The sequence below is a fragment of the Bacillus sp. FSL R5-0434 genome (assembly GCF_038004745.1).
GTDB classification, from domain to species: domain Bacteria; phylum Bacillota; class Bacilli; order Bacillales; family Bacillaceae; genus Bacillus; species Bacillus halotolerans.
The window spans coordinates 697,432-710,034 of the sequence record NZ_JBBORV010000001.1 but is presented as its reverse complement, the minus strand read 5'-3'; the positions used below and the strand labels follow the sequence as shown (position 1 = coordinate 710,034).

Sequence of the window (12,603 nt, the reverse complement as noted above, 5' to 3'; positions counted from 1 at the left end):
AGCTGCTTTTTCATTAGCGTTTTTTGATTTCTTCAAGCAGGATTTTGTTAACCATCGGCGGGTTGGCTTGTCCTTTGGACGCTTTCATAATTTGTCCGACAAGGAAGCCGATCGCGCGGTCTTTCCCGTTTTTAAAGTCTTCAATCGACTGAGGATTGTTGTCAAGCGCCTCTGTGACAAGCTTCAGAAGCACGCCTTCATCAGAAATCTGCACAAGGCCTTTTTCTTTCACAATCTTCTCAGCGTCGCCGCCTTTTTCAATTAATTCCTTGAACACTTTCTTCGCGATTTTAGAAGAAATTGTTCCTTTTTCAATCAATTGAATCATGCCGGCAAGGCCTTCCGGTGTCAGCGCAACATCAGAAAGCTCTTTTTGCTCAGCGTTCAGATAAGCTGACACTTCACCCATGAGCCAGTTTGATGCTTGTTTTGCTTCAGCGCCTTTTTGAACTGTTTCTTCGAAGAAGTCTGCCATTTCTTTTGTCAGTGTCAGAACCATCGCATCATATGCAGGCAAGCCAAGCTCATCGATATAACGCTTGCGGCGTTCATCCGGAAGCTCAGGAATGCTTGCTTTTACGCGCTGCTTCCATTCATCGTCAATGTAAAGCTCGACAAGGTCAGGCTCAGGGAAATAACGATAATCGTCAGAACCCTCTTTGACACGCATAAGAATGGTTTTCTTCGTTGCTTCATCGTAACGGCGAGTTTCCTGCTGGATCACACCGCCGGACAGAAGAACCTGCTCCTGGCGTTTTTCTTCATGCTCAAGGCCTTTTTGAACAAACGCAAAGGAGTTCAAGTTTTTCAATTCCGTTTTTGTGCCGAATTCCTCTTGGCCGATCGGACGAAGAGAGATATTGGCGTCACAGCGGAGTGAACCTTCTTCCATTTTACAGTCAGACACGCCTGTATATTGGATGATGGACTTCAGCTTTTCAAGATACGCATATGCTTCTTCCGGCGTGCGGATATCCGGCTCAGATACGATCTCGACAAGCGGCGTTCCCTGGCGGTTGAAGTCAACAAGAGAATAGCCGTCGCCTGTATGCGTCAGTTTTCCGGCATCTTCTTCAAGGTGAAGACGTGTGATGCCGATACGTTTCGTTTTTCCGCCGACTTCAATTTCGATCCAGCCGTTTTCGCCGATCGGCTTATCAAATTGAGAAATCTGATACGCTTTCGGGTTGTCCGGATAGAAATAGTTTTTGCGGTCAAACTTTGTATCCGTCGCGATTTCACAGTTCAGCGCCATAGCCGCTTTCATTGCGAATTCCACGGCTTCTTTGTTTAGTACAGGCAGGACACCCGGATACCCGAGGTCGATGACGCTTGTCTGTGTATTCGCCTCCGCGCCGAATGGCGTCGGAGAGCTTGAGAAAATTTTTGAATTTGTTTTTAATTCAACGTGGACTTCAAGTCCGATTACCGTTTCAAAGTTCAATTCATTTCACCCCTTACAGTTCAGGTTTTGCTTTATGATGGTCTGTCGCTTGTTCGAATGCATGAGCGACGCGGTATACAGTACTCTCGTCAAAGTGTTTTCCGATGATTTGCAGGCCGAGCGGAAGTCCGTCAGCAAATCCGCATGGCACGCTGATACCCGGAACGCCGGCAAGGTTGACCGGAATCGTTAAGATATCGTTTGCGTACATTGTGAGCGGGTCTTTCGTGTTTTCACCGATTTTAAACGCAGGTGTCGGTGTAGTTGGTCCAACAATGACATCATATTTCTCAAATACGTCTTCGAAGTCTTTCTTAATCAAAGTACGCACTTTTTGCGCCTTTTTGTAGTACGCATCATAGTAACCTGAGCTTAAAGCGAATGTTCCAAGCATGATACGGCGTTTCACTTCATTTCCAAAGCCTTCAGCGCGCGTTTGCTTGTAAAGGTCGATCAGGTTTTCCGCATTGTCCGTGCGGTATCCGTAGCGGATGCCGTCAAAACGTGCAAGGTTGGCAGACGCTTCAGAAGATGACAGCAGGTAATACGTCGCAAGCGCGTATTTACTGTGCGGAAGAGATACTTCTTCCCATGTAGCGCCAAGGCCTTCTAGAACTTTGAGCGCTGCAAGAACAGATTCTCTCGCTTCTTTGCCGACGCCTTCGCCAAGATATTCTTTCGGAACCGCGATTTTCAATCCTTTGATATCGCCAGTTAATGAAGAAAGAAAATCCGGAACGTCTACATTTGCGCTTGTAGAGTCCATTTTATCAACGCCTGAAATGGCTTGCAGCAAGAATGCGTTGTCCTCAACCGTACGTGTAATCGGCCCGATTTGGTCTAATGAAGACGCAAATGCAACCAATCCGTAACGGGACACGCGTCCGTAAGTAGGCTTTAATCCGACAACGCCGCAGAAAGAGGCCGGCTGGCGGATGGAGCCGCCTGTATCAGAGCCAAGAGAAAACGGAACTTCTCCCGCGGCAACTGCAGCCGCAGATCCGCCGCTTGAACCGCCGGGAACCGTATCTAAGTTCCAAGGGTTTTTCGTCAGCTTGTAAGCTGAGTTTTCTGTTGATGACCCCATGGCAAATTCGTCCATGTTCAGTTTTCCGATTGTGACCGCTTCAGCATCTTGAAGGCGCTGAACGACAGTTGCGTCGTAAATCGGGTCAAAGTTTTCGAGAATTTTGCTGGAGCAAGTTGTGCGCAGCCCTTTTGTTACGATATTATCTTTTACGCCGATCGGCATACCGAAGAGAAGACCATGCTCAGAACGGCTGTCAACCGCCTCATCGAGTTCTTTCGCATACGCGCGCGCTTTTTCTTCATCTAATGCCAAAAAGGCTTGCACCTTATCATCTACCGCTTGAATGCGTTTATAAGATTCATCGACCAGGTCAGAAATCTTAATCTCTTTTTTATGTATGAGCTGTTTTAATTCTGTGATTTTGTGATCAAATAATGACATTCTTGTGTCCCTCCTTTAGTCCAGAATTGATGGCACACGAATATAGCCGTCTTTGTGGTCAGGCGCATTTTTCATGACATCCTCAACCGGAAGACCTTTACCCGCTTCATCTTCTCTCATGACATTTTTCATTTTCAGCACGTGAGTTGTAGGCTCAACATGGTCTGTGTTGACTTCATTCAGCTCCTCGGCAAATGAAATGATGCTGTCAAGCTGTTCAGTGAACATTTTTGCTTCTTCTTCAGTAATCGCAAGTCTCGCAAGATGCGCAACGTGCTTTACTTCTTCTATTGAAATTCGTGACATATGATCCACCTCCACATATTTCTCCGTTAAGTCATATAATACTGATCATATCAAAAACAAGCCCTCTAAAGCAACAAAACGCCTTGGGGCGGGCCTGTGTTTTCGAGACAATACCCTATATATTTTATACTAAAAAGAGGCGAAGGAGAAACGAAATATTTTTCTGAAAATTTTTACTTTAATTATTTTTGAAAGCGTTTTAATCTTTATTCCCTTCTAGGTTTGCCCCGGTATTTCCCGCTGACCGTCTATGTTTCATCGCTTGAATGGGTGGGAATACTTTGTTAGGTTAAGTTACCAAGTGCACCTGCAAAAGAATGTCTTTTGTGTCGCACTTGCGCCAGGCTGCTTAACTGGCACCATCAATTTGAGAGGTGATGCAAAATTATTAGAATTGAAGAGAGGGTAAAACGTGAGTATTGAAATTATTATTTCTTTAGGAATTTACTTTATTGCCATGCTGTTAATCGGCTGGTATGCATTTAAGAAAACAACTGATATCAACGATTACATGCTTGGAGGAAGAGGTCTCGGACCGTTTGTTACTGCTTTGTCTGCCGGAGCGGCGGATATGAGCGGATGGATGCTGATGGGTGTTCCCGGCGCGATGTTCGCGACAGGGCTGTCAACCTTATGGCTTGCTTTAGGTCTTACAATCGGGGCGTACTCAAACTACTTGCTGCTGGCTCCAAGGCTGCGTGCTTATACGGAAGCGGCGGATGACGCGATTACGATTCCTGATTTCTTTGATAAACGATTCCAGCATTCTTCATCACTGCTGAAAATCGTATCTGCTTTGGTTATCATGATCTTTTTCACATTGTATACCTCTTCCGGTATGGTATCTGGCGGACGGCTGTTTGAATCTGCTTTTGGCGCGGATTACAAATTAGGCTTGCTTCTGACTACCGGTGTTGTCGTATTGTACACACTGTTTGGCGGTTTCCTTGCTGTCAGTCTGACTGACTTCGTGCAGGGTGCGATCATGTTTGCAGCACTAGTGCTTGTGCCGATCGTTGCTTTTACCCATGTGGGCGGCGTTGCTCCGACTTTCCATGAAATCAGCGCTGTTAACCCGAATTTATTGGATATCTTTAAAGGCGCGAGCGTCATTAGCATTATTTCCTATTTAGCCTGGGGCTTGGGCTACTACGGCCAGCCTCATATTATCGTCCGGTTTATGGCCATTAAAAACATTAAAGATTTAAAGCCTGCGCGCCGAATCGGCATGAGCTGGATGATCATTTCAGTTCTCGGTTCCGTGCTGACGGGTTTAATCGGTGTTGCTTATGCCCATAAATTCGGTGTTGCTGTAAAAGATCCGGAGATGATATTCATTATCTTCTCTAAAATATTGTTCCACCCTTTAATTACAGGATTCTTATTGTCAGCTATTTTGGCTGCGATCATGAGTTCCATCTCCTCACAGCTCTTAGTAACAGCAAGTGCTGTGACAGAGGATTTATACCGGACGTTTTTCAGACGAAAAGCTTCCGATAAAGAATTAGTAATGGTCGGGCGTCTGTCCGTCTTAGTGATTGCCGTTATTGCGGTTCTCTTATCCTTGAATCCGAGCAGCTCCATTCTTGATTTGGTCGGATACGCGTGGGCCGGCTTCGGTTCAGCTTTCGGGCCTGCAATTCTGCTCAGCCTGTATTGGAAGCGGATGAACGAATGGGGCGCACTTGCTGCGATGATTGTCGGGGCTGCGACCGTGTTGACCTGGATTACAACCGGCCTGGCAAAATCAACCGGCGTGTACGAAATCATCCCTGGGTTTATCCTCAGTATGATTGCCGGCATTATCGTCAGCATGATCACGAAGCGGCCTGCAAAAGCCTCTTACCGATTATTCGGTGTCATGGAAAAACTGTTAAAACGCAAAAAATAATCAAAAAGCCATCAAGCGCTGCTTGGTGGCTTTTGTGCCCTTGTTTTGCGATAAATACTGTGAGAAAATCATATTTATTTAAAAACACCATAGATAAGGGGGAAGTTGCTGTTGAGCTGGTATATTGATCCTGACATTTTATTAAAATTAGGCATTGCCACTTTGATTGGCATGGTCATCGGGCTGGAGCGCGAGCTGAAGAATAAGCCGCTCGGATTAAAAACCTGTATCGTTATCGCCGTCAGCTCATGCATGCTGACGATCGTCAGTATTAACGCGGCATATCATTTCCCTAAATACTACCGCATCATGATGGACCCGCTGCGTCTGCCGGCGCAAATCATCTCCGGCGTCGGGTTTATCGGCGCAGGTGTCATTTTGCGGAAAAGCAACGACGTCATTTCCGGCTTAACCACATCGGCTATGATTTGGGGTGCGGCAGGACTCGGGCTTGCTACCGGAGCGGGATTTTACAAAGAAGCCTTTGCCAGCCTTCTGTTCATCCTGATCAGCGTTGAATTTCTGCCGTGGGCGGTCAGAAAAATCGGTCCAGACCGTCTGCAGGAAAAAGACATCCGCATCAGAATGTCACTTTCCGATAAGGACAAAATGACAGAGATCTTAAAAGAAATGAAAAGAAGAAACATTAAAACACACTCCGTCCGAATCGATGACCTTCATGAAAAAGAATTCCCGATCATGGAAGTCAAGGTCCGTGTCCATAAAAACAGATACACGACCGATGTCTACTATGATATAAAAGACATTGAAGGTGTAGTCGGCGTGAAGTGCGATACATTATAAAAGCCAATGGGGCATTATATCCCATTGGCTTTTTTCGTTCTAGACGAGCTTTGAAAAATCAAATTCTGTGATCGGCGTGCGGTTTTCTATATCCCTTCTGAAACCGGCCAGCATTTCTTTTTCTTCTGTGCCTATTGAGTTAAGATCAAACATTTGATGCAGCAGTCCGTATATCAGCATGTGACGCAGGCGGAGAAAATCAGGTATTCTTTTCAGCCACGAAGCATCAAGATTATTTTCCTCTCTGTATCCGTTCATAAAGTGCGTCATAAATTCCTCTGTAAACACGGCTTTATTTTCATATGGAACGACCGGATACCACAGCACATTATAAAGGAGAATGCTGATATCATTGACAAACCAATTGTATCCGATGTCATCAAAATCAAATGTTGTGATTTTCCCTTGGTCCCAGTTAAAATTGCCATGGTGGAGGTCTGCATGAACCAAGCCGTAACTGTCCCTACTTTTTGGTAATTGGCGCAGTTCATTCATTAGCTCATCCGCCTGCTGAAACACCTGAGTCTGGTCTTCCGGCACGTATTTTCTAAGCATCAGCTGCTCTTCTTCATCCCACTCCTGTCTTTTAAAAGCAGGATTTTTGAGCTTGTAGCTTTTTGTCAAGCTGTGCATTTTCCCTGTGTATCTGCCAAGCTCAAAAAATAGGGTTTCATTCCAGTCGGATTCATCCACTTTGTGCCCCGGCGCCTTCTCATAGGCTCGCAATAAAAATGCTCCGCCGTTTCCGTCAGGGACTTCTTCAATCTCTGTGCCATTTAGCGACGAAATCGGTTTTGCGACTGAAAGCCCGCCTTCATCCAGATGACGGAGCCATTCCATTTCACCCATCATATAATCAGCCGACCTGCGAATTGTATGGGTAACCTTTAAAATATAAGGTTCATTATCTTTTATAAACTCATATACATAGTTTTCGGCATCAGCCAGAAAACGCACCTGATTTCTTGAAAAACCGTATCTCCCCGCAGCCTCTGCCAAAACCTTCTCCTCACGAAATACTTTCTTGATTTCTTTATGCACGTTTATCTCCCTTTCTATGCCTTTGATTTCTTCTATTGTTTTTACACGATTTCCAGCATCAACATACCCCCATTTGGTTTTTGTTTCGACAGAAGCGGAAACGGTTGCGGTTTCCTTATACTGTTAATTGTAACACAAAAAAACCCTCAGGCCACAATGGCACAAGGGTTTTGCATGTTTATCAGTCATAAATGTGAACAGTCGGCTCTTTATCGCCAGCATCGCGGAGAATGACCGCTTCCTGTCCGTCTGAGGATGTAATATCCACTTCGAGATCTAGTGAGCTCTTTGAGTAGTAGTCCATGACTTCACCCGTTAAGAACTGGGTAAACGCGACGACTTCACTCTTTCCGTAGAATTGCATCGGAATTTCAATTTTCATTTTCTTCATTTCATCGTTTTCATACAGGGCCGTTCCGACAACACCTGTGTAGTTCGGGAAGTAGTTGTCAATTGAGTTTTTGAACCGTTTAAAAACTTCAGTATCATCAGGATATTTCTCTGCAGTGCTCGTATCGGCCGGATAAAAGACGTATTTTTCATTTACATCGTCCCAGTTTGAAATATCAGAGGAGCCTGCTTTGACTTCTGTTTTGGCGATAAAATTGCCGGGAACGATTGATGTTTTGGACGCCTGTTTGTAAAGCGCAATCGTAATCGGCACATTTTTCAGGTTGTCTTTTTTGCGAAGGCGGTTAATGACCTCCTGCGCGATTTTTTCTCCCTGTTTACGGAGTGTGCTGTTATCAATCTCCACTTCTTTTTGAGGGTCGCCTGTTTTTTCACGGTAGTAATACACTGAATTTAACGCCAAGCCGATCATAACGCCGCCAAGCTGGATGGAATTCTTGTCTTTTCTGACTAAGTAATCATGTTCCAGCATAGAAGCTAAATAAACCGGACTGCTTTCGTTTTTCTCTTCAGTTGAACCAGAGCTAGGGAGTGCTGGGTTCAGACCCTCGTTTTTAAAGTTTTTATCTTCTTTTTGGGCTTTTTTCAGATCAGAGCCTGTTTTTTTCCGAGCCAGCCAGCTTAATACTGTATCTTCATCTAAGTATTGTCCTTCTTGGAACAGATAATCGTCTGTCGAGAAAGAGTCCTGGGCAAGGCGCATCAGCCCCGTTTCAAACTCATCAATATCAAGTCTTGTATTCAGCTGTTCCGTTGTCAGGCCGCGTGCTTTCCCCGCTTTAAACGGAAGCACCATTTTGTAATAGGAGTCAGAGATATTGTATTTCGGGATAATCGCTTTTTCTGACGATTTCGCCGTTTTTTGCGTAATCTCTTCCTCCTTCTTCCCCCCAAAACCTGACGAACAGGCAGACAGCATTAACACTGCCGCCGTTGCCGCCATTACCAACGTCTTTTTCAATAGAAAACACTCCTCTTATTTCTTTAGCTCTCCCATTAACTGTTCTTCATTCCACACTTCAATGTTCAGCTCTTGCGCTTTTGACAGCTTGCTTCCCGCCGCTTCTCCGGCGATGACCAAGTCTGTGTTTTTGCTGACGCTTCCAGTCATCTTTCCGCCGAGCGCTTCAATTTGCGCTTTCGCTTCGTTTCTTGACAGCTCTTCCAGCTTTCCTGTCAGAACGATGGTTTTGCCTGCAAAATAGGAATCGCTGTCCTCTGCTTTTACTTTTTTCGGACCTTTATAAAGTGTGTTTACGCCCAGCTCCTCAAGCTCTGCCAAAAGCTCGAGCATTTCTTCTTTATGGAAATAGGTGATGACTGCGTCAGCCATTTTTTCACCGATTTCATCTATTGCAAGAAGCTCCTCTATGGTGGCTTTTTTCAGATTATCCAGGCTCTCAAAGTGCATGGCGAGCGTCTTTGCAGCCTTCGAGCCGATAAAGCGGATGCCAAGGCCGAATAACAGGCGCTCTAATGAATTTTCCTTCGATTTCTGTATAGAGCTGATCAGGTTTTCAGTTGATTTTTCGCCCATGCGTTCGAGCTGAATCACCTGTTCCTTCGTCAGCTTATACAGATCTGCCACATTTCGGACGAGATTCTCCTGAAACAGCTGTGTAATGACTCGTTCGCCAAGCCCGTCAATGTTCATGGCATTGCGGGAGACAAAATGAATCAGACCTTCTCTGATTTGTGCAGGGCATTCAGGATTGATGCAGCGAAGTGCCACTTCTCCTTCAATGCGGACGAGTTCACTGCCGCATTCAGGGCATTCTGTCGGCATGCTGAATTCCTTTTCTTCCCCTGTCCGCTGTTCAACGAGAACGTTCACGACTTCAGGAATGATATCGCCCGCTTTTTTGATGACTACCTTATCCAAAATCCGGATATCCTTCTCTCTAATTAAATCTTCGTTATGAAGGGATGCTCTTGAGACCGTTGTCCCGGCTACTTTTACCGGCTCAAGAATCGCGGTCGGCGTAATCACACCCGTTCTTCCGACATTTAATTCGATATCGAGAAGCTTTGTCACGACTTCTTCTGCAGGAAACTTATACGCGATGGCCCAGCGCGGGCTTTTCGCCGTAAAACCAAGCTCCTCCTGCTGATCAAGGGAATCCACTTTGATGACGATGCCGTCAATTTCATACGGGAGATCGGCGCGTTTCGCCTGAAGCTCATCGATCATCGCAATGACTTCTTCTATGCTGCCGCATTTTTTCCGTTCCTGGTTCGTTTTAAAGCCGATGTCGTCGAGAAAATCAAGTCCTTGGCTTTGTGTCTCCACACCCATTTCGTCAAGCTCCGCTATACTGTAGACGAAGATATCGAGATTTCGTTTCGCCGCAATTTTAGGGTCGAGCTGTCTGAGTGATCCCGCAGCGGCATTGCGCGGATTTGCGAACGGTTCTTCCTCGTTTTTGATCCGTTCTTCATTGAGCGCTTCAAACGAACGCTTCGGCATATACGCCTCGCCGCGCACTTCGATCGAAAGGCTGCGTTTCATTTTGAGCGGGATAGTGCGGATCGTCTTCAGATTTTCCGTAATATCCTCTCCCGTTGTTCCATCGCCTCTTGTGGCGCCTCTGACAAAATAGCCGTCTTCATAACGGAGAGAAACAGCAAGACCGTCTATTTTCAGCTCCACATTATACGCCACATCATCACCCACGGCCTGGCGCACACGGCGGTCAAAGTCGCGGAGATCGTCAGCATTAAACGCGTTGCCGAGACTGAGCATGGGCGTGCCGTGAGTGACTTTTTGAAATGCTTCAAGCACAGCGCCGCCGACACGCTGTGTAGGAGAATCAGGCGTTCTGAGGTCTGGATGCTCCTCCTCAATCGCAATCAGCTCCTGCATCAATCTGTCGTATTCAGCATCCGGGACGCTCGGTTCATCTAAGGTGTAATATTCATAGCTATACTTGTTGATGGTGCGGCGCAGTTCTTCTGCCCGCTGCTTCGCTGTTTCTTTGTCCATCTGCTTCTTCCTTTCCTGTTCAATTACTGCTTTTCAATTGGCGCGAATGCCGCTAACAGGCGCTTCACACCGATCGGGCTCGGGAAGGCAATATCGAGTTCGGTCCCTTCTCCTTCGCCTTTTACGCTGACAACGGTTCCTGTGCCCCATTTTTTATGTCCGGCTTTATCTCCGACAGCCCAGTTGAGGGTATCACCGCCTGTTTTGCTTGCGTAGGATACCGGACGGGAAACAGGGCCGCGTCTCGGCTGCATTTTTCTTGCAGACGGCGCTCTCGTTTCTTTTTTCTCATTTAGGTTTTCCAATAAATCATCAGGAATTTCACCGATAAAGCGTGATTCCGGGTTCATGTTTGTTCTGCCAAACAACGTGCGCATTTTTGCGTTGGTCAGATAAAGCTCCTGCTCCGCTCTTGTAATGCCCACGTAAGCGAGACGGCGTTCTTCTTCCATCTCTGCTTCTTCCATCAGTGAACGGCTGTGCGGGAAGACGCCTTCCTCAAGCCCCATAAGGAAAACAACCGGGAATTCCAGTCCTTTTGCGGCGTGCAGCGTCATCAGCGTGATCGCATCCGTGCCGCCGGATTCCTCTTCTTTCTGGTCGAGCTGATCGATATCAGCGATCAGTGCCAAATCTGTCAGGAACGCAACGAGTGTCTTGTCTTCGCTTTTCTGTTCAAAGTTTTTCGTTACAGACAGGAACTCGTCGATGTTTTCTAAACGGCTTTGGGCTTCAATTGATTTTTCAGCCTTCAGCATTTCTCTGTATTCGGTTTTATCGAGAATTTCTTCGGTCAGCTCGGTAATTGATAAATAGTCCTGCATGTTTGTCAGGTTCTCAATCATCTGTCTGAAGCTGTCGAGCGCGTTTGCTGCCTTGGCGCTGACGCCAATGAAATCAACCTGCTGAATCGCTTGGAATAGTGACAAGCCGTTCATCGCGGCATATGAAGCGATTTTTTCAAGTGATGTGGCGCCGACTCCGCGCTTCGGCACATTGACAATACGCGTAAAGCTGATGTCATCATCCGGATTGGATACGAGACGCAGGTACGCGAGAATGTCTTTGATTTCTTTTCTGTCATAGAACTTTGTGCCGCCGACAATGTTATAGTTCAGGCCCGCTTTGAGAAGCGTTTCCTCAATCACACGGGACTGGGCGTTTGTCCGGTACAAGATGGCGATATCCGACAGCTTCCGTTTGCCGGAGTTATGAAGCTCATAAATTTTCCCGGCAACAAATTGTCCTTCACCGAATTCATTGTCTCCGCGGTAGTAGGAAATTTTAATTCCTTCATCGTTTTCCGTCCATAGATTTTTCGGCTTGCGGTTTGTGTTGTTTTGGATCACTTCGTTGGCCGCGCGCAAAATCCGTTTTGTTGAACGGTAGTTTTGTTCAAGCAAAATAACGCTGGCATTCGGATAATCCTTTTCAAAGGAAAGAATGTTGGCGATGTCCGCCCCGCGCCATCTGTAAATGGACTGGTCGGAGTCGCCGACAACGCAAAGGTTCTGGAAACGCTCCGCCAGCTGCTTCACGAGCATGTATTGCGCTCTGTTCGTATCCTGATACTCATCGACGTGGATGTATTGGAATTTGCGCTGATAAAACTCAAGCACTTCCGGAATACGGTCAAACAGTTTAATGGTCGTCATAATTAAGTCGTCGAAATCAAGAGACTGGTTTTTCAGCAGTTTCTTTTGATAATCAGTGTATACATCGCTGACGACCTGATCATAGTAGCCGCCGGCAACCTTAGAAAATTCCTCCGGTTCGGTCAATTCGTTTTTCGCACTGCTGATCGTACCGAGGATGCTTCTCGGATCAAATTTTTTCGGATCAAGGTTGCGTTCCTTCAATATCCCTTTGATGACTGAAAGCTGGTCAGCCGTATCAAGGATTGAGAAATTGCGGTTGATCCCGATGCGGTCGATATCTCGGCGCAAAATCCGCACACACATGCTGTGGAATGTGGAAATCCAGATATCGTCCGCGCCAGGCCCGAGAATGCTCTCCACACGTTCTTTCATTTCTCTGGCCGCTTTATTTGTAAATGTGATCGCCAAGATGTTCCACGGCGCCACATGCTTTTCCGCCATTAAGTAAGCGATTCTGTGCGTCAGGACACGCGTCTTTCCGCTTCCCGCTCCCGCCATCAGCAAGAGAGGCCCGTCCGTTGTTTTGACAGCTTCCTGCTGAACGGGGTTTAATCCGCTTAATAGTTGATTGCTAATGTAATTCAAAATTCGTCA

General features: G+C 46.3%; 9 protein-coding genes. 2 read left to right on the top strand and 7 right to left on the bottom strand.

Features of this window, described 5'->3' with window-relative positions:
* Nucleotides 1-13: 13 nt before the first annotated feature.
* Genes gatB through gatC form a run of 3 tightly spaced genes read right to left on the bottom strand, consistent with a single transcriptional unit; the run spans nt 14 to nt 3,221 of the window.
* Nucleotides 14-1,444, bottom strand: a complete 1,431-nt coding sequence (gatB, locus tag NYE43_RS03650; protein ID WP_010333268.1) for an Asp-tRNA(Asn)/Glu-tRNA(Gln) amidotransferase subunit GatB — start codon at nt 1,442-1,444, stop codon at nt 14-16.
* 13 nt (nt 1,445-1,457) lie between these two features.
* Complete coding sequence (gene gatA, locus NYE43_RS03645; protein WP_024120464.1) at nt 1,458-2,915, bottom strand: Asp-tRNA(Asn)/Glu-tRNA(Gln) amidotransferase subunit GatA; 1,458 nt, start codon at nt 2,913-2,915, stop codon at nt 1,458-1,460.
* A 15-nt stretch (nt 2,916-2,930) separates the two neighbouring features.
* Nucleotides 2,931-3,221, bottom strand: a complete 291-nt coding sequence (gene gatC, locus NYE43_RS03640) for an Asp-tRNA(Asn)/Glu-tRNA(Gln) amidotransferase subunit GatC (protein ID WP_024120463.1) — start codon at nt 3,219-3,221, stop codon at nt 2,931-2,933.
* A 412-nt stretch (nt 3,222-3,633) separates the two neighbouring features.
* On the opposite strand from gatC, the gene opuE reads away from it, so the two are divergent.
* Together opuE and NYE43_RS03630 are read left to right on the top strand one after the other, a co-directional pair.
* Nucleotides 3,634-5,112: a proline transporter OpuE gene (gene opuE, locus NYE43_RS03635; RefSeq protein WP_101861342.1), complete on the top strand. Its 1,479-nt coding sequence runs from the start codon at nt 3,634-3,636 to the stop codon at nt 5,110-5,112.
* A gap of 105 nt (nt 5,113-5,217) precedes the next feature.
* The gene (locus NYE43_RS03630) at nt 5,218-5,916 is read left to right on the top strand and encodes an MgtC/SapB family protein (protein WP_081638247.1); all 699 of its coding nucleotides are present in this window, start codon (nt 5,218-5,220) and stop codon (nt 5,914-5,916) included.
* Between the two features lie 39 nt (nt 5,917-5,955).
* On the opposite strand, the gene NYE43_RS03625 is transcribed toward NYE43_RS03630, so the two are convergent.
* From NYE43_RS03625 to pcrA, 4 genes are all read right to left on the bottom strand, one after another.
* The gene (locus tag NYE43_RS03625; protein ID WP_326323480.1) at nt 5,956-6,963 is read right to left on the bottom strand and encodes a phosphotransferase enzyme family protein; all 1,008 of its coding nucleotides are present in this window, start codon (nt 6,961-6,963) and stop codon (nt 5,956-5,958) included.
* Between the two features lie 175 nt (nt 6,964-7,138).
* A complete protein-coding gene (locus NYE43_RS03620) occupies nt 7,139-8,329 on the bottom strand; it encodes a CamS family sex pheromone protein (RefSeq protein ID WP_024120459.1) in 1,191 nt (396 codons plus the stop codon).
* A gap of 15 nt (nt 8,330-8,344) precedes the next feature.
* On the bottom strand, nt 8,345-10,351 hold the full coding sequence (gene ligA / locus NYE43_RS03615; protein ID WP_326323426.1) for an NAD-dependent DNA ligase LigA: 2,007 nt from the start codon (nt 10,349-10,351) through the stop codon (nt 8,345-8,347).
* A 23-nt stretch (nt 10,352-10,374) separates the two neighbouring features.
* On the bottom strand, nt 10,375-12,594 hold the full coding sequence (gene pcrA / locus NYE43_RS03610) for a DNA helicase PcrA (RefSeq protein ID WP_024120457.1): 2,220 nt from the start codon (nt 12,592-12,594) through the stop codon (nt 10,375-10,377).
* Nucleotides 12,595-12,603: the final 9 nt, after the last annotated feature.

Bases quoted from the DNA above. Each gene is read 5' to 3' on its own strand.
- gatA (WP_024120464.1), bottom strand. From the start codon at position 2,915: ATGTCATTATTTGATCACAAAATCACAGAATTAAAACAGCTCATACAT.
- gatC (WP_024120463.1), bottom strand. From the start codon at position 3,221: ATGTCACGAATTTCAATAGAAGAAGTAAAGCACGTTGCGCATCTTGCG.
- ligA (WP_326323426.1), bottom strand. From the start codon at position 10,351: ATGGACAAAGAAACAGCGAAGCAGCGGGCAGAAGAACTGCGCCGCACC.